General features: G+C 56.2%; 17 protein-coding genes and 4 pseudogenes. 2 read left to right on the top strand and 19 right to left on the bottom strand.

Going from position 1 to position 15,918, the window contains the following annotated elements; translation table 11 throughout:
- Positions 1-87: 87 nt before the first annotated feature.
- From cytR to GM30_RS15515, 16 genes and pseudogenes are all read right to left on the bottom strand, one after another.
- A pseudogene (gene cytR / locus GM30_RS15590) lies at positions 88-1,078 on the bottom strand (DNA-binding transcriptional regulator CytR).
- 151 nt (positions 1,079-1,229) lie between these two features.
- A pseudogene (priA, locus tag GM30_RS15585) lies at positions 1,230-2,575 on the bottom strand (replication restart helicase PriA); the annotation flags it as partial.
- A gap of 2 nt (positions 2,576-2,577) precedes the next feature.
- Positions 2,578-3,348: pseudogene (locus tag GM30_RS15580) on the bottom strand (baseplate assembly protein); the annotation flags it as partial.
- Positions 3,335-3,703 (bottom strand): GPW/gp25 family protein, encoded by a 369-nt coding sequence (locus GM30_RS15575; protein WP_049849358.1) that lies wholly within the window; start codon positions 3,701-3,703, stop codon positions 3,335-3,337. The gene GM30_RS15575 and the pseudogene GM30_RS15580, both read right to left, overlap by 14 nt.
- Positions 3,700-4,287, bottom strand: coding sequence for a phage baseplate assembly protein V (locus GM30_RS15570; protein WP_049849357.1), 588 nt, complete (start codon positions 4,285-4,287; stop codon positions 3,700-3,702). The genes GM30_RS15575 and GM30_RS15570 overlap by 4 nt, the downstream gene beginning before the upstream one ends.
- A 4-nt stretch (positions 4,288-4,291) precedes the next feature.
- On the bottom strand, positions 4,292-4,939 hold the full coding sequence (locus GM30_RS15565) for a phage virion morphogenesis protein (RefSeq protein WP_049849356.1): 648 nt from the start codon (positions 4,937-4,939) through the stop codon (positions 4,292-4,294).
- Positions 4,936-5,400, bottom strand: coding sequence for a phage tail protein (locus tag GM30_RS15560; RefSeq protein ID WP_049849355.1), 465 nt, complete (start codon positions 5,398-5,400; stop codon positions 4,936-4,938). The genes GM30_RS15565 and GM30_RS15560 overlap by 4 nt, the downstream gene beginning before the upstream one ends.
- Positions 5,387-5,932, bottom strand: coding sequence for a DUF2514 family protein (locus tag GM30_RS15555; protein ID WP_476691150.1), 546 nt, complete (start codon positions 5,930-5,932; stop codon positions 5,387-5,389). Before GM30_RS15555 ends, GM30_RS15560 begins: the two co-directional genes overlap by 14 nt.
- A 14-nt stretch (positions 5,933-5,946) precedes the next feature.
- Complete coding sequence (locus tag GM30_RS15550; RefSeq protein WP_049849353.1) at positions 5,947-6,423, bottom strand: glycoside hydrolase family 24 protein; 477 nt, start codon at positions 6,421-6,423, stop codon at positions 5,947-5,949.
- Between the two features lie 12 nt (positions 6,424-6,435).
- On the bottom strand, positions 6,436-6,741 hold the full coding sequence (locus GM30_RS15545; protein ID WP_049849352.1) for a phage holin family protein: 306 nt from the start codon (positions 6,739-6,741) through the stop codon (positions 6,436-6,438).
- Complete coding sequence (locus tag GM30_RS15540) at positions 6,738-7,145, bottom strand: putative holin (RefSeq protein ID WP_049849351.1); 408 nt, start codon at positions 7,143-7,145, stop codon at positions 6,738-6,740. The genes GM30_RS15545 and GM30_RS15540 overlap by 4 nt, the downstream gene beginning before the upstream one ends.
- A 41-nt stretch (positions 7,146-7,186) precedes the next feature.
- Entirely contained in the window at positions 7,187-7,387 is a 201-nt protein-coding gene (locus GM30_RS15535; RefSeq protein ID WP_049849350.1) for a tail protein X, read from the bottom strand.
- On the bottom strand, positions 7,387-7,884 hold the full coding sequence (locus GM30_RS15530) for a head completion/stabilization protein (RefSeq protein WP_049849349.1): 498 nt from the start codon (positions 7,882-7,884) through the stop codon (positions 7,387-7,389). The genes GM30_RS15535 and GM30_RS15530 overlap by 1 nt, the downstream gene beginning before the upstream one ends.
- Before the next feature lie 96 nt (positions 7,885-7,980).
- Positions 7,981-8,823, bottom strand: a complete 843-nt coding sequence (gene gpM / locus GM30_RS15525) for a phage terminase small subunit (protein ID WP_049849348.1) — start codon at positions 8,821-8,823, stop codon at positions 7,981-7,983.
- Between the two features lie 62 nt (positions 8,824-8,885).
- A complete protein-coding gene (locus tag GM30_RS15520) occupies positions 8,886-9,923 on the bottom strand; it encodes a phage major capsid protein, P2 family (protein WP_049849347.1) in 1,038 nt (345 codons plus the stop codon).
- A 57-nt stretch (positions 9,924-9,980) separates the two neighbouring features.
- Positions 9,981-10,817 carry a GPO family capsid scaffolding protein gene (locus GM30_RS15515; RefSeq protein ID WP_049849346.1) on the bottom strand — a complete coding sequence of 279 codons (837 nt, stop codon included), beginning with the start codon at positions 10,815-10,817 and terminating at the stop codon, positions 9,981-9,983.
- 142 nt (positions 10,818-10,959) lie between these two features.
- Between GM30_RS15515 and GM30_RS15510 the strand changes: the two are divergent.
- Both GM30_RS15510 and GM30_RS15505 read left to right on the top strand, forming a co-directional pair.
- A pseudogene (locus GM30_RS15510) lies at positions 10,960-12,656 on the top strand (terminase large subunit domain-containing protein).
- Positions 12,656-13,711: a phage portal protein gene (locus tag GM30_RS15505; RefSeq protein WP_049849345.1), complete on the top strand. Its 1,056-nt coding sequence runs from the start codon at positions 12,656-12,658 to the stop codon at positions 13,709-13,711. Before GM30_RS15510 ends, GM30_RS15505 begins: the two are co-directional and overlap by 1 nt.
- Positions 13,712-14,166: 455 nt before the next feature.
- On the opposite strand, the gene GM30_RS15500 is transcribed toward GM30_RS15505, so the two are convergent.
- The 3 genes from GM30_RS15500 to GM30_RS15490 form a co-directional block, all read right to left on the bottom strand.
- Positions 14,167-14,526 (bottom strand): type II toxin-antitoxin system HicB family antitoxin, encoded by a 360-nt coding sequence (locus GM30_RS15500; RefSeq protein ID WP_049849344.1) that lies wholly within the window; start codon positions 14,524-14,526, stop codon positions 14,167-14,169.
- A complete protein-coding gene (locus tag GM30_RS15495; protein ID WP_049849343.1) occupies positions 14,523-14,798 on the bottom strand; it encodes a type II toxin-antitoxin system HicA family toxin in 276 nt (91 codons plus the stop codon). The genes GM30_RS15500 and GM30_RS15495 overlap by 4 nt, the downstream gene beginning before the upstream one ends.
- A 300-nt stretch (positions 14,799-15,098) precedes the next feature.
- On the bottom strand, positions 15,099-15,809 hold the full coding sequence (locus tag GM30_RS15490) for a DNA adenine methylase (RefSeq protein ID WP_049849342.1): 711 nt from the start codon (positions 15,807-15,809) through the stop codon (positions 15,099-15,101).
- Positions 15,810-15,918 lie beyond the last annotated feature (109 nt).

The raw sequence follows: 15,918 nt of genomic DNA, 5'->3' as shown, positions 1-15,918 counted from the left end.
TTCGCTGTATTTATTCGTTTCTCAGCCCGCCATGTTACTTAAGCGGCGGGGCTTTGACCAGACAACTGTGTCCGAAAGGCGTTTACTTTAGGGATTAATTTTGCGCGTGGTGCCGCGAACAATCAGTTCACAGTCAAGTAAACGCGAACCGCTGCTGACGTTTTGCCCGTGGAGCTGATCCAGCAACAGCAGCATCGCCTCGCGGCCAATGTCAAAACGCGGTTGCGAAACGGTGGTCAACGGTGGGTCGCAAAACTCCGACAACGAAATGTTATCAAAGCCAATCAGCGACAAATCCTGCGGGATTTTCAGCCCACGACGTTTGGCAAAACCCCGCCGTGGGCGGTTTCGGCAGCGCCAGCAGCTGTTCCAGCGCCTGGCCGCCCGCTTCATAGGTGAAATTGCCGCGCGCGATGTAGTGCGGATCAATCGTGATACCGTTGCGACGCAGCGCCTGCACGTAGCCCTGCAGGCGATAGTGGCACAGCGGCATCTCTTCAGGGCCGGCAATACAGCCAATCCGTTCATGGCCCAGCTCGTGGAGATAATTGACGGCGTCAAAGGCGGCGGTCAGGTTGTCGATGTGAACGGTGGGCAGTTCCAGCTCAGGCGCGAACTCGTTAGCCATCACCATTGGCGGCAAATTACGCTGTTCTTCAATGCTGGCATCAAACGGCAGTCGTGACCCCAGCAGCAGCATGCCATCAATCTGTTTGGTGATGATGAGGTCAATAAAGGTTTTTTCCTGCTGGTTCTGATGCGCGCAGTCGCCAATCAATACCAGATAGCCGTTTTTCGCGGCGGTGACTTCGATACCGCGAATGGTTTCGCTGAAAAAGGGATCGCAGATGTCCGGAACAATCACCAGAATCGTGCGGGATTCGTTGCGCTTCATGTTGCGACCGAGCGACTGCGGTAAATAGCCGACTTCCAGCGCCGCCTGCTCAACCCGGTTGCGGGTTGCCTGCGACACTTTGTCGGGATTCATTAACGCACGGGACACGGTTGCCGTCGAGACGTTGGCCTTCAGGGCAACGTCTTTCATGGTAGCAGCAACGACCTCTTTTTTAGGCTTCACCTGGTTTCTCCTCGCTGACGGGTGCAGACACATCCGCTGTCTCTGACTTCAGCTCACATTTTTATCAGATAGTGGGTCATGGGAGTTACAGAATTTTCATGAAAAATGTGATGAATATTAAATTTCTCGATCTGGCTCGCAGGGAAAGGCCTTAGCCTTCAATCGGATCAACGTCCAGCACCCATTTCACTTTGCGCGATTCCGGCAGCGTATTGATGAGCGCCAGCGTACCGCTGACGATATGTTGCAGGCGAATACGGGAGGGGTGTTGCAGCAAAATTTGCCAGCGCCAGCGACCGCCGCGCTTCGGCGCCAGCGCCGGTACCGGGCCGAGCACCCACAGTTTGTCGTCCGCCAGCGGGCTTGCCTGAATCAGGTTGCGCAACTGCTGCAGAAACAGCGGCGCCAGCTGGTTGTTATGGTCTTCCGCGCGGATCAGCACATGGCTGGTCCACGGCGGAAGTTGCATGTTCTGACGTTCGGCCAGCGCCTGCTGAGCAAAGGCGTCATAGCCCTGATGCAACAGCGTTTGCAGCAGCGGGTGTTCCGGGTGATGCGTCTGCAGGATCACCTCGCCCTGTTTTCCTGCGCGACCGGCGCGGCCGGAAACCTGGGTATAAAGCTGGGCAAAGCGTTCTGCCGAGCGGAAATCGGCTGAGAACAGCGCGCCGTCAACGTCCAGCAGCGCCACCAGCGTGACGTCCGGGAAGTGGTGGCCTTTCGCCAGCATCTGCGTGCCGATCAGGATCCGCGCGCCGCCGCGATGCACCTCTTCCAGATACTTCTCCAGCGCGCCTTTACGGCTGGTGGTATCGCGGTCAATGCGCGAGACAGGTACATCCGGAAACAGCGGCGCGAGCGCCTGCTCCAGTTGCTCAGTCCCCAGACCAACCGGCACCAGGTGCGTGGANTGTTCGCCTGCAGATGCTGGCGCATGCGGCTCATCAGCGCGGGCGACAATCCGGCCTGCAGCGGCTGGCCTTTTAGATCCAGCACGTGCTGATTCGCCGGACGCGCGTTACCGGCGCGTTTCGTCAGTTTAAGCTGGTGATATTTATGCTGGCGAACGTTGTGCAGCGTTTCCAGCGCGGGCGTTGCCGAGCCGAGGATAATCGGGATCTGTTCACTGTGCGCACGGTAGACCGCCAGATCGCGGGCGTGGTAGCGCCAGCCTTCCTGCTGTTTATAAGAGCTGTCATGCTCTTCATCGATAACGATGACGCCGAGATGTTTAAATGGCGTAAATAAGGAAGAGCGCGTGCCGATAACGATCGCCGCTTCGCCGTTTTTGGCTTTCAGCCAGGCGGAAAGGCGCTCGCTGTCGTTAAGGCCGGAATGGAGCACTTCAACGGGGGCGGTAAAGCGCTGGCGAAAGCGGGCGATGGTCTGCGGGGTTAAGCCGATTTCCGGCACCATCACCAGCGCCTGTTTTCCCTGCGCCAGCACGTTTTCCAGTACGCTCAGATAAACTTCAGTTTTGCCGGAGCCGGTGGAGCCCCCGCCATAATGGCTGAGCGCGCTACATCGCGTCCGATCTTTCCCTGTTGGCTCAACCACGTTTCAAGCGCTGCCTGCGCTGCCGTCAGAATTGGTTCCGACTCCGGGCCGGGGTAAAAATACAACTGAGCGCTGATCTGATAATTCACGATCTCCGCTGACTGAACGGTAAGGCGGTCAGCGACCGGCCGTTTATCCTCGGCCGATAACGCGGCGTCTACAGTCGCCAACAGTTCCGTGCTGGCTGTGCCGTCACCCTCGGTTGACAGTACCGAGACCACCACCACGGCGGGGGACGGGCTTGTCGCTCTGGCGTCCGCCACCTGGCCGCTCGCGCTCATGGCAAAATACTCATACGCACCAGTCGGCCCGGCGACACTGAGTCCCTCAAATGCCGACTGCGCCCGCAGGCGTAGCGCGGTATCGGTTTCCATTACCGCATCAGTGGTATCTGTCGCCGGGATTCGCACGAGGCGTTCGGTGTCGTTATTAGCAACGAGATTATCGAGATCGGTAGATGTGGCGTGACTCAGCATGCAGGCTGCCGCACCGTCATTGATACGCTGGCGCAGCATGATTTCGCGGTACGTTACCACCTGCGCTATCACGTTCAGCGGTTCAGATTCCAGCTCCAGCGCAGCAGCAACGGACGCTTGCTGTTCCACCGGATAGGCGGCGATCATGAGATCTTTAACCTCGCTGAGGATGACTTCAAAATCCAGTACCTCAATGATCTGCGGTTGCGGTAGCTGCGATAAATCAACTGTTGCCACTGTTACCACCTCTGAGTGTTAGCGTTGTGCCTGCCTGCTGCATTGTCGTGGTGATGATGCCCGCCAGTTCGGCGGTAACTGTTCCGCCGTCGAGATAGTCGATCGAGATAGTGTTGAGCGCTATTCTCGGTTCCCAAACTGCCAGAGCGATCACCGCGGCGCTCATTATCTGGAGGCGGGTTGTTTCGTTTTTCGGCGCGTCAATCAGGTCAGGCACGAGACTACCGTAATCGCGGCGCATCACGCGGGTAGCGAGCGGCGTGGTCAGGATATCTTTCACTGAGTTCCACAGCTGATCGGCGTCGGTCAGCGTGCCGGTACCGTTCGGATTCATGCCGGTGTAAGTCGCTGTCATTGTGGGCCTCCGGTGCTGCTGCCGCCTTTTTCAACTCCGCCATGCACATGCGTATGCACCACTACGCCATTTGATGACAGCGATCCGCCACTGTGAGTAATCTCACCCTTCATGGTGCCGCCCTCTGTTAGTTCAAACGTTCTGGCTTTCAGGTGATTGGTGCATTCAGTGACTGGTGTGTCGAGCGTAACGCTTACCGATGCCTGAATAACCGCAGTCTTCATCCCTGTGGCCTCAAGCGCGCTGGCGTCAGCGTCGTACCGGAATTTCGCGCCATCCGGCGCGGTGATTACCATCTCTTTCAGGGTGCTACCCGGCGCTGGGTTGTCGTTGCTGTAGACGCTACCGAGAACAAACGCGGTTTCCGGGTTGCCACCGATGCACCCGATCCAAACCTCCTCGCCAATCGCCGGAGGTATCCAGATCTTGAACGCACCTGCGCGCGAGGTATTCCAGCGCATCCAGCCTGTTTCCAGCGTGCCGCTCTGTACGCGCACAGACCACTCGCCGGCGCTCTCGTCGATATCAAATACAACGCCCTGTCGCAGGATGTTCGCCAGCAGGCGTAATACTTCACCGTCCACGTCGCTACCTCCCGAACCGTTGCGCTTTCATCACCTCGTCGGTGATGATGCCGTCAATCATCTGCTCGTCGGCTTTAGTGATGCCGAGCAATTCACGCACCGGGTATTCAACAAAGACGCCTGGTGCGACTTCATCCCTGAGCCCGAACTGATGAATGCGCGCGATACGCGCGGCCATACCCTCATAACCAACAACAGCGCCGTTGGCGTTTCCTTTCGATTTGAGGAATCGGTACGTTGCCAGGCGCTGAAACATCTTCATTTGTTTCCTGGTTGGCCTGCTCACTGCCCTGGTGTTGATTTCCAGATAGCGCTCAATATCGCTACGGTAAAACGTGCGAATATCGCCCCTGTCTTCGTCGTAACCGGTGATGCGTGGCCCGTAGCGTCCTGCCTCATGCTTCCAGTTCTTCAGGCTGCGAATCTGATCGTTCCAGACAAACTTGATGCCCTGTTGAGTGCGTATCACCCTACGGCGAGGCGGTTTGTATGACGATCCATCCAGGTTTTTCTGAGCCCTGATTCGCTGTTGCTGACTACGGCGCAACGCATTACCAATCGCAATCCCCAGGCGGTTACGGCCGCCGTATGAGAACGTATTAACAATGTCGCTGAATACCTGATCAAGCTCGCGAAAGAGGCTGTCACTCATACCGGATCCTTCCAGGTAACATCTTCAAAGACGCTACTCCAGTCACCGTCCGCTGACGGGATGCGTGGTTTTGGTTCCGGCAAATGAGTAGCCTTAGGTACGCCACTTTCGTCCAGCGCGACCTTGACGCGCTCGCGAATCGGCATGCTGAATATCAAATCGGCGGTATCGTCGTCGTTGATTACCGCTGTGAATTCAATGCTTTTGTTTTTATCCGGGTTCAACAACAGATCCGGCTGGTTGTGCCACAGCCAACCTAAAATCGGCAACGTGAATTCGTCGATATCCCCGGCAAAATTCATCACAAACAACACCATGGTGTAGCGGTACATGAATGACGGCGTTTCGCCGGTTGTTTCGACGTTGGCGTCTTCAACATAGACCGAGAATTTTTCCGGATTTGCCCGGCACCATTGGCTTTTCTGCGTCAAAGTCTCGCGCAGTGAATCAATTTTCAGCATGGTTTTTCCCTGTAGTGGTCGCCCCGGCTATTCCGGTGTAGAACTGGCCGCAGCGGAGGCTTGCCCGGTAAGCTGCATCAGCAAACTCCGCGATTTCTCCCGCTCTGCGGTCAGATTCTGCGTACAGCTTGGTGAGCAGAATGACGGCAGTAGCGGCGTCTGTGCTCCCTCCGGCAGTGGCGGCANGAAAGTCGGCAAGCTGCTGTTGCAGCCTGCCAGCAGCAGCATTGGCAGCAGCAGAATCGCGCTGAGCCTGAGCCTTGTCCTGAATCGCATCGTTAATCGCCTTCTGTTGTTCTGCCAGATATCTGGCCTCTTTCGCACGCTCGGCGGCCTGCTGCGCCAGCTGCGCGGTACGGTCTGCGGTATCACGCGCTGACCACTTCAGTTGCCACGCTTGATCAGCAGCAGCCTGCCCGGCGCTATAGCGCGAATCACCGTGAATATTCCAGGCTAAGACGGCAATGACCACAACGGCGACGGCTACCACAGCGCCAGCGAGCGGCTTCCAGTACGCCTTAATGAACGTCATCAGGAATGCGCCGATCATGACTGCGACCCGCTAACAATCCCGCCCGCCGCTTTAAAGCGAGCGATCAGGTCGTCAAGCTTATGTTCATACTGACCGTAACCCGCGCCCGGTAGCGACGCCCAAATGTTGCTGCATCGCTCGATTGCCTGTCTGATATCTCCAGCGTCAATCAATGGCAGCGCACCGCGCTCTTTAATCTGCTGGAGTGCTACCGCATCCTGACTGGCTGGCGAAAAGTCTTTCAGGCCCAGCTGTTTACGGTAGGCATCCCAATAACGGGCGAGCAGTTGATAGCGACCGGCTGCTGTTGATTTCAGTTTCTGATTCAGCGCAATGAGCTTGCGTGGGTGATCGGTGAAGTCTTTAAACAGAGAGCCTCCGACGATCACATCGTAACCATGGTTATTGGTTGGCTGCTTACCGTTATCGGTACCCTCAGACCACGCCAGCATGTCAAGGAACGCCTTACGCTGCGAATTGATAGCCTGCATCTTTAACTCCAGTCACGACAGGCGTGAGATATTTCCGCCCGCGCGCCAGACGGCGACGCAGAGGAAGAGATTGATCAGGAACTCCCCGTAATCGACGTTGGTATAAGTCCCAAACCAAATACGGAAGGCGGTATAAGCCGGAGCGAGGATGAGCCCGTAGGTCATGACTCGTACCAGCAGGTGAGTTGGCTGGTTCCCCTGACTCAAAACCATCAGACGGGCGGTAATCAGCGCGAGAACTAGCGAGTTTAAATAGAGCGTCGCTGGTTGGATGATTTCCGCCAGATATAGCAGCGCACTGTTGATGATCGCGATCATGGTTTGTCCTCCTTGGAGTTCGAATCAAGCCCTGGCAGACTGCCCGTTTTTGAGCGGTGCAGTACACGTAACAGGACGGTGACTGAAACTGTTGAGGCGGCCAGCGCGCCGATAGCCGGAGATACGCGAATTCTGGCGGACGGATCGACGTGACTCAGACCAGCGTTAATCACGGCGGCAATAATATCGGCGGCGGTTTCAGAGCAATACACGCCGCCAATGAATGAAATCATGGCGAACACGGCCTGTTTCCAGCGCTCGTGATCTTTGCTGCTGAGAACGTACAGCGCGGCACCGGCCAGAGAGCAGATCATCACCTGCGGGGTTGCCTCCGGGAAATACGTCGCAAGCGTCACTCCGGTTGAACTCGCGGCGATTGCTCCGGCGATCGTTTCAGTGGACATTACGCCCCCTCATTGTTGGTAAATACGCATTGAGCCACGTCCTAACCCCACAACTGCACGGTTTCCCGCTGGGTTGTCCTGGGTAGTTCCGGCAGTTCCACTTCCTGACCTGCCTCCAGAAACACCACGTTGCTGAGACCCGGATTAGCCGAGAGAACGGCTTCGGTTACGCCGCGCGTGGCACCGTAATGGCGCCAGCAGAGCAGGTCTACCGTGTCCCCCTGGAGGGCTTTCACTTTCATCAGCAGAGCTCCGCAAAAATGCGTTGCACGCCCCGGATATCCGAGATGCTCCAGCGTGCGTCCCGCCACAGGTCTTCACGTTGCAGGTCAAGGGCAGCGGCGTCCTTGTCGCCTTTCGCCGTGGTGTCCACATCACGGTAATTTTCGAGCACGAACGCGCGGCTGATTGAGTAAACGGCGCGGCGGAACCGGTAAACCTTCACGCTTTCGCCGTTTATCTGTACTGCTGGTACGTCCTGCATGGTGGCGTAGCCACTGCTTTCCTGCTGCGCCTGCCAGTCCTTGAGCTGGTCTGTCACGTGCCCTACCGCCTCGGTAGCGGCATACAGCAGCCTGGTGGTGGTGATACCACCCGTAATACGGGCCGCCAGACGGAGATCGCTTAGCTTAATCACCGGCCAGAACGCCCCGGCGCTGACCGTTACGTCACCGTCATCGACGTCCGCTACGTCTCCCTCGGCGGGGAGGGCGGGCTTGTTCGCTACAAGACTGCTCATGTTTTAGTCCCATAAATCAGGCGGTGGGCGAACGGTCAAAAGACCGTGAACGGGCAGTTCACCGTTCGCGCCGCCTGTCGCACGGGGGCGAAGTCGTTAATTCTGTTCCTGACCGTCAGCGGCTGGCTTTTTCGCTGCCGCTTTAGTGGCTTTGCCTTTCGCTGCTTTGGCTTTGGTGGCCTTTGCGGCCTTTGGCTTGGTGCTGGCCACCTTTGCCGTGGTGGTCGCTGCAGCACCGCCAGTTTTGGCGGTGTCTGCCGGTACGCCCGACACCTTTTTAAGCGCGCGCAACAGGGTGGTAATCTCCCGTTTTACGCCAGCGTTTTTATCGAGGTTCATCGCCTCACGCAGCAGTTTCAGTGATTCTGCCTGCGTTTCCGGGTCGGTTGATGCGCGGCGCGTGAAGGCGCGCGCCTTGCAGAGCTTGGCGCGTACCTGATCCGGCATGTCGCTCTCTGCAACAATTCCGTTCAGGGTATCGAGTTGCTCAGTTGAGCCTGATAAATCCGCGTCCGGGTCGGTTGCCGCCAGCGTCAGCACCGGAGAGCAAATCTCTTCCGTCAGCACCGTCGCGGCGCTGCGCCCGAAATTGTCCGGCATGGTCAGACCGTGGCGCACCACGTACGCACCGATACGCAGGGCGAGCGGAATATCACCGCAGTCAATCGCCCACACCATTAGCGTGGTAATCACGTCATCCTGGCGACCGCTGTCGCCCTCAAGCGTGCCGTCGATCCAGCCGGTGAACTCCGGCAGCAGCTCTTTTTTGATTTCCGCCTTAACGGCGTTGGACTGAATCCCGTGCAGACGGGACTGCGCGAGGCGCAGGCGGTGCATGATCTGCTCATGCGCTGTGCGCGTTGCGCCTGTCTCTTCGTCTGGTGCGCCACGGCGCTTCGCCATGACGTTCTGAAAATGCTTTTGTGCCGGTGTTAACATCGCCACTTCTCCCNGGGTTTTTCCCCCGCCTGTTTCGCTACTGTTCCGTTGGCTAAATCCGCTTACGCAGCTGGCGCTGCCTCTGCGAAGCTGATGCCTTCAACCAGCGCACACTTGCCGAAATCTTCAACCACGTACGCATCGTTCATCGACTGATACGTCGCAATGCGGTTGTATTCCGGCTCTTCCTTCATCAGGCGGCGCAGGGAGCCTTTCTGGAAATAGATAGACAGGTTGCTGAACGAGGTGATCAGCATCGAGCCAGCCGGGAAGAACGGCGCCATATAGACCGGCAGACCACCAATCAGACGCGATGACACAATTAACTGACCAGCCATCAATTCGGTGTTCGGATTGGTGCTGCTCGTGTTAAACAGGTCGCGCCCAAGAATAACCACCAGATCCGGGGCGTCTTTGTACCACTCGTCCAGCAGGGTGGATCGAACGTCCTGTACCAGCGCATCCGGGTTGCTGTAGTCACCGGTAGCGACTACTTTGTTTTCCATATCGCGGGAGGTCAGAGTTACGCCCGTCATGACACGTTGCGCCGCGTTCTGGCGGATGCCTTCCAGCCAGCCGATTGCCACATCCTGGAGTAACGGATTAGTGGCGAAATCCGACATCAGCGCATGCGACGTACCGTTGAAGCCGATCATGATGCGATCGAGGGCAATCTGTAATGCAATCTGATTACTCACGCGAGACTGGAAATCAGGGTGTCCCGCCCATGCATCCAGCGTCGGGTAGCCGATCATCGTGTCGTAGTTCACCTGCTCGCAACGGTAACGTCGCGCCGCCATTTCGACCTTCGACATTGGGTTTCTGCGCTGTGCACCGTCCGTTGAGGTATTGGTGCGTGCGATTGGCCCGGTGGTGTCGATGAGAACCTTTTCGCCTTCCTGATCGACAACTGGAATGATGTTGATTTTCTTCGTGAATTCGGTGCTGTCTTTGATTGCGTTTTCCAGGCGCTGCTGTACAGCCGGATCAACTGCGTAACGAGTCGCCAGACCGCTGACAGGGATACTGTTAAGCTGCGCCTGGCGCGCCATGTACGCCGTAACCTGATTACGGGCCTGCGTCGAAAGAACAATATTCATCGTGAATCTCTCTGTGTTAAATCGGTAATTAACCCTCTGCGGCAGCGCCGCTGCGGATCAGAAATCGGCCAGTTGCGCGCCGTCGCCACCCGTGGATGCAAAACGGGATGCCGGATCGGCGTCCGTGGTTTTCAGCCTGGTTTCCAGCGCTGCCAGATCACTGGACAGTTTTTTGATCGTTTGAACGTCAGCGGTGTGCTGCGCTTCCAGTGCGCTGAAACGATCGAGGAGGTCGGCGTGTGACTGCGCAACGTCTTCTACCGCAGCGCGAATCTGACCGAACTGCTCGCTGTCCGACTTTTTGCCCTTGCCGATGAGGTTCATCACGCGACCAAACCACAGCTTTCCTTCGTCGCTGCCCTTGTCGGCCAGCTCGATCACTTCGGCTTCGATCGCCTCGGTGAACATCGCCGGTTCTCCCTGCTGGTTGTTGAACGTCATGACCTGCTGGCGCTGCTGGGCGGCAAATTTCAGGCGCTCAGTGCCCAGGCTTGCCGGAGTGTCGGTCATTGCCAGCCCCATCAGGTACGGGCCACCAGTGATGGCTGATTGCGGCCACAGCTCGATACTGGAATAGACCTTCTTCCCGTCATTGAGCATCTGCACCATGCGATCGCTCGGTTCAATCTCTGCGTACAGTGCAGTGCGGCCGCTCAGATCGCCCTCGGTAATATCCTCGGTGCTGAATGACGTTACGTCGCCCATGGCACTGAAATCGCTGGTCGGCCACGGCGAGAGGTAATGTTCGATATTGACGCGGGCACCGTACACCTCAGGTTTGTAGCTCTCCGCCGCCTTTTTCAGGTGATCTGCGCTGATTTCGCGGCCGTCTACCGTGGTGCCGGAGACGGCGACGCGAAACTTTTTACGGGCTGGTTTTGTTGCGCTAGCCATTCTGGTAATCCTGTAAAGTGGGTTGCTTTCCGGTCATGATGGCACTGCGTAACTTTCTGTCTCAATTGGCTTTTGTTGTCAGAGAACGGCCAGACCCGAAAGAGGGCGGCTGCGGGATCGCGCGCGGGGTAATCTCCACGTTATGANGCAGGGTTACCCGCCAGCCGAGATTTCACGCCTGATGGGTATCAATCAAAACACTATTTACGCCTGGAAGAAGCGCGACGAGTGGGACGAAACCCCCACGATTCAGCGCGTCAGCCAGACCATGGACGCGCGCCTGATTCAGCTCACCGACAAGAAAGACAAAACCGGTGGTGACTTCAAAGAGATAGACCTGCTTACCCGGCAACTGAAAAAGCTCGCTGACGGACAACCAGCTGATGCTGGCGCACTTAAAAAGCCGCGTAAACGCAAACTTAAAAACCACTTCACCGACGAGCAGATCGAGGCGTTGCGGGAAAAAATAACCGCCTCACTTGCCACACATCAACGCATCTGGTTCGAACAGCAGCACAACCGAAACCGCATGATTCTGAAATCCCGTCAGATTGGGGCGACCTGGTATTTTGCGCGCGAGGCGCTATTGCGGGCGCTGCGTAGTGATGTGAAATATCCGTACCAGCGCAACCAGATCTTTTTGTCGGCGTCACGTCGCCAGGCGCAGCAGTTCAGGGGGTTTATCCAGAGGCTTGCCGAGGAGGTCGACGTCGAGCTAAAAGGCGGCGACAAAATTATCCTGTCGAACGGCGCAGAGCTGCACTTTCTCGGCACATCTGCTGCAACCGCGCAGTCGTATACCGGGCACCTGTATTTCGATGAGTTTTTTTGGGTCAGTAATTTTACCAAGTTGCGCGGCGTCGCCGCAGCCATGGCGACCCTGACAGGGCTGACGCGTACGTATTTCTCCACCCCGTCAGGTGAAACGCACGAGGCATATCCGTTCTGGACTGGCGATCGGTGGAACGAAAAGCGCACCAAGGCACAGCGCAAGCCGTTTGACGTTACCTGGAAAACGCTCAACAGCGGGCTGCTGTGCCCGGATAAAACCTGGCGCCAGATCGTCACGCTGAAAGACGTTATCGATCGCGGGTGGGAATACACCGATATCGACGAGGTGCAGGAGGAAAACAGCGAGGACGAATTCCGCAATTTCTATATGTGCGAGTTCGTTCGCGATGGTGAGAGCGCATTCAGCCTGAACGCGCTGATTGGCTGCGGTATCGACGGTTATGACGACTGGCCCGACTGGAAGCCGTTTGCAGCACGTCCAATGGGTAATCGCCCGGTGTGGATTGGTTACGATGCCAACGGCAGTACCGGCAACGGTGACAGCGGCGGTCTGTCGGTGGTTGTTCCCCCCTCCGTTCCTGGCGGGCGGTTTCGTACGGTCGAGACGCTACAGGTGCAGGGGCTGGAGTTCGAAGAGCAGGCGAAGGTTATTGAAGATTTCACGTTTAAATACAACGTCCAGCACATCGGTATTGACGTGACAGGCGGTAACGGCGAGGCCGTTTATCAACTCGTCAGGAAGTTTTTCCCCGCAGCTGTGCCGTACACGTTTAACCTGTCCTCAAAGCGCGCCCTGGTGCTGAAAATGTTGCAGGTTATTCGCGCTGGCCGGTGGGAATACGACCGGAGCGAAAGGGCGCTTGTTAACGCGTTCAACGGCGTTCGCAAAGTCAAAACCCCTGGCGGGTTTATCACCTATGACACTGACCGTTCGCGCGGTATCAGNNCAGTCACGGCGATCTCGCCTGGGCGACAATGCTCGCGATTATCAACGAGCCTATCGGCGGGGAAGATGAATCCTCGCGCAGTTTTGTTATGGAGTTCTGATGGGAAAGCGCAGATACACCGGCCGAAAATCGGCCGTAAATAACCGTGCTGGCCAGTCCGATTTTAGCGAGGCGCTGAAAAGGGATCCGGCGCTCAACGCGTTCACGTTCAGCGGGCCTTACCAGGCAGAAAGTTACGACCTGCTCGACAATATGTACTGCGCCGACAATGGCCGGTACTACGAAACGCCGGTCGACTGGTATGGTCTCGCGCGTGCCGCCCGCCAAACGTCCTGGCACCAGTCAGCGCTTTATTTCAAGCGCAACGTGCTACTTGGGTGTTTCGTCCCGCACCCTCTGCTGTCCCGGCAGGCGTTCTCCGGCATGGCGCTGGACTGGTTTGTATTCGGTAATGCGTATCTCGAGCGGCGAAAAAATGTGTTCGGCGATCCACTGACGCTCCGGCACGCGCTGGCGAAATATACCCGGCGCGGTACCGATCTTGATACCTACTGGTACGTGCAGGACGGCAAGGCTGACTACACGTTTCGAACGGGTGATGTGTGCCATGTCAGGAATCCTGATATCAACCAGGAGATCTACGGAATGCCGGAATATCTCGGCGGTCTGCTGTCCGCCAGTCTGGCGCGCTCCGCTGATATGTTCCGTAAACTCTACTATGACAACGGCTCTCACGCCGGGTGCATCATCCATATCGGCTCTGCCCAGGTTGACAGGGAGAGTATGGAGTCGGTCAAGAAGATGCTGCAAGAATCGCGAGGTGGTGGGGCGTTTAAGAATATCCTGATTCAGACGACCAGCGGAGGCAAAGACTCCGTGCAAATCCTGCCGTTCCAGCAGATCACCGCCAAGGATGAGTTTGTTAATGTTAAGTCAATGTCGAGGCACGATATGCTCGGTGTTCACCGCGTGCCGCCGCAGTTGATGGGCGTCATGCCGGAGGGCAACGGATCATTCGGCGACGTGGAGAAGGCCGCCAGGGTGTATGCGATTAACGAACTCACCCCGACAATGGAAGCGCTCAAGTATGTTAACGAGTGGCTTGGCGAGGAAGTGATCCGCTTCAACCCGTACGCGCTGCTCAAAGAAGAGTAACCGCTCACCGCCGCGCATCATGCGGCGGTACTCATTCAATCTTATTGACCATCACAACTTGTTCAGGCTATCGCGCCGCTCACTATTGCACCGCTTTACCCCGTCAACAGATAACGCCTGAGCGCCTCTACAGCAGGCGCAACTGCTCGCGCACATCCTGACGCAACCACAAACCAGATAACCCCGCAAAAGGCCGGATATTGGCCGGATATGGCATTTAAAGGCACCCCCTGCCATGCCCCCTTTGCGCGCGCTGTCCCCCCGGCGCCTGCGCGCGACTTTCGCTTCGATTTTTGTGCACTTGCAGATCCAGGCTCAGGCCGCGCACGCACAGGGCGGAAGGGGTAAAATTATCATCAAAAAAATTGTGCAAAATTGTGCACTATTGTGCAACAGAGAAAAGAGACCAGGAAGAAAGGAATGCCGCCAGAACAGGCGGCATAAACAGAAAAGGATCAGGCGTGTTTCATTCGCTCGTTTAGCGTCTCAATAATAAAGGTGTTAACTGAGGTTTCATGCTCAGCTGCGGCCTGATTCAGACGTTCGCCGAAAGATTCCGGGTAACGCAGGGTAAAGGTTTTAACCTTCTCCTGGCGAGCGTAGGGCTCAATGCCTGCCGCGCTGCAATCTTCCAGATACTCGCGAAGTGAAATTTCCCCTTCTTTTTGGAGGCCCTGGATACTGTCAGACACGAAATCACAATAGCCACTCAGGCCCAGAAACTTGCCGCGAAACGCGCCGAGTTCCGGCACGTAGTTGATAATGGCTGGCTGTCCGGCGATATCAATGGTATTGGGTGTTGATGGTTTGCTCATGGCTTAACTCCTGTACTTTCAAGCCAGTCACGCAGGTTAACTAATGCGCCTTTATCTGTATCTGGTGAAGGGTGGGGGCGATGAAAATTAGCGATACTGCCGTTAAGGATGAACTTACAGCGGGAACCGCGCCCCTCTTTGACTTCCCCTCCCAGCGCCCTGATCAGTGACTCGATATCAGCCCATTTAATGCCCGACTGAACAGGCGTTTTAAATATCTGCTCAAGCGTGCTTTTTTGCTTCTTCCGTAGTGATGAAACCTGCTCTTTCATTCCCTGCCTCACGAAGTCACTTTATGAAGTCATTATTGCGCGCATCAGTTATGAAGTCAAATTATGAAGTCATTAAAATGTCGGCCCTTATATCCCTGACCTTTCTCTGCTATGGCCCTGATCGCTGGACGTGCCAACACCATGTTCTGACAGTGGTGAATTGCACGGCAAAATTCATCCCGTCCCGATGGGTGTTCAACGGGTAATGTCAGGTACAAATTCCATACATCCCCTAACAGCTGTGCAACCCTGTGTTCTTCAGCCGTGAGTACGCAAGACGAATCACTAAATATCTGGCTATCAGACATGATCACCCCCATCAACTTCATTCAACGCCACCATGATCGCCAGTCGCTCCGCTGACGGAAGCGCGGCGTATTTTTTGCGCCAGCGTTCGGCCTTGCGCTTTATTCTGTGCCGGTCGTTATAGTCTTTCCCGGCGAACGCGTGAGAATACGCGCAGTCAGACGGGTAATTCATCCAGATCTTTTCTGTTCGCACGCCGCCGCGTGTCATGGCCTGAAACTCTTTTGTGCGCCAGCCAGCTAGCAACTCATCATACACCTTCGACGGGTAGCCAGAGATGATCACGGAAACGTTATACGGCATCGCCAGCAGGCACGACAGCAGACGCTCATGATCTTCTACGGTGTACTCGTGGCGATAGCGCGCCTTGCTTGTTCTGGTCTCCGGCAGGTACGGCGGATCGACGTATAGTAATACCCGCCTCCCCGCTGACAACTCTCTGAAATTGAAGCCCTCAAGAAAATCAACCGCATCCTGTCTAATTAATTCCAGTGAGCAAAAACCACTACTCAGCCACTTCGGCATTTCGAACTCATCAAGTGTTTGTTGATCAATATCAATGCCAATATTGTGCATGGCTGGCGGCTTGTTTCGCATAATCGTACCGCCGCCCAGGTGTGTTTCGATATAAAGATCGTGCGGTGGCATCTCGGCGATAATCTTTTGATAAACCCCTGATGCTGCCTTACTTCCCAAATAACTCATTATTTTTCCCTCGAGCTAACACCGTCATTTCCAGCCTGCAGCACTACCAGAAATGACGGTGATCGATGAATGGCCAACACGGTTAAATATGGCGATGAGTGCCGGAAGT

The sequence above is a fragment of the Trabulsiella odontotermitis genome (assembly GCF_001188485.1).
GTDB lineage: Bacteria > Pseudomonadota > Gammaproteobacteria > Enterobacterales > Enterobacteriaceae > Trabulsiella > Trabulsiella odontotermitis_A.
The sequence above is the reverse complement of the archived record's forward strand: the minus strand, read 5'-3'. Positions and strand labels throughout refer to the sequence as shown.

What these genes read in the sequence shown, in the direction of transcription:
- GM30_RS15575 (WP_049849358.1), bottom strand. Translation starts at nt 3,703, where the DNA reads ATGACAGCGACTTACACCGGCATGAATCCGAACGGTACCGGCACGCTG.
- GM30_RS15565 (WP_049849356.1), bottom strand. Translation starts at nt 4,939, where the DNA reads ATGAGTGACAGCCTCTTTCGCGAGCTTGATCAGGTATTCAGCGACATT.
- GM30_RS15560 (WP_049849355.1), bottom strand. Translation starts at nt 5,400, where the DNA reads ATGCTGAAAATTGATTCACTGCGCGAGACTTTGACGCAGAAAAGCCAA.
- GM30_RS15550 (WP_049849353.1), bottom strand. Translation starts at nt 6,423, where the DNA reads ATGCAGGCTATCAATTCGCAGCGTAAGGCGTTCCTTGACATGCTGGCG.
- GM30_RS15545 (WP_049849352.1), bottom strand. Translation starts at nt 6,741, where the DNA reads ATGATCGCGATCATCAACAGTGCGCTGCTATATCTGGCGGAAATCATC.
- GM30_RS15540 (WP_049849351.1), bottom strand. Translation starts at nt 7,145, where the DNA reads ATGTCCACTGAAACGATCGCCGGAGCAATCGCCGCGAGTTCAACCGGA.
- GM30_RS15535 (WP_049849350.1), bottom strand. Translation starts at nt 7,387, where the DNA reads ATGAAAGTGAAAGCCCTCCAGGGGGACACGGTAGACCTGCTCTGCTGG.
- GM30_RS15530 (WP_049849349.1), bottom strand. Translation starts at nt 7,884, where the DNA reads ATGAGCAGTCTTGTAGCGAACAAGCCCGCCCTCCCCGCCGAGGGAGAC.
- gpM (WP_049849348.1), bottom strand. Translation starts at nt 8,823, where the DNA reads ATGTTAACACCGGCACAAAAGCATTTTCAGAACGTCATGGCGAAGCGC.
- GM30_RS15520 (WP_049849347.1), bottom strand. Translation starts at nt 9,923, where the DNA reads ATGAATATTGTTCTTTCGACGCAGGCCCGTAATCAGGTTACGGCGTAC.
- GM30_RS15515 (WP_049849346.1), bottom strand. Translation starts at nt 10,817, where the DNA reads ATGGCTAGCGCAACAAAACCAGCCCGTAAAAAGTTTCGCGTCGCCGTC.
- GM30_RS15505 (WP_049849345.1), top strand. Translation starts at nt 12,656, where the DNA reads ATGGGAAAGCGCAGATACACCGGCCGAAAATCGGCCGTAAATAACCGT.
- GM30_RS15500 (WP_049849344.1), bottom strand. Translation starts at nt 14,526, where the DNA reads ATGAGCAAACCATCAACACCCAATACCATTGATATCGCCGGACAGCCA.
- GM30_RS15495 (WP_049849343.1), bottom strand. Translation starts at nt 14,798, where the DNA reads ATGAAAGAGCAGGTTTCATCACTACGGAAGAAGCAAAAAAGCACGCTT.
- GM30_RS15490 (WP_049849342.1), bottom strand. Translation starts at nt 15,809, where the DNA reads ATGAGTTATTTGGGAAGTAAGGCAGCATCAGGGGTTTATCAAAAGATT.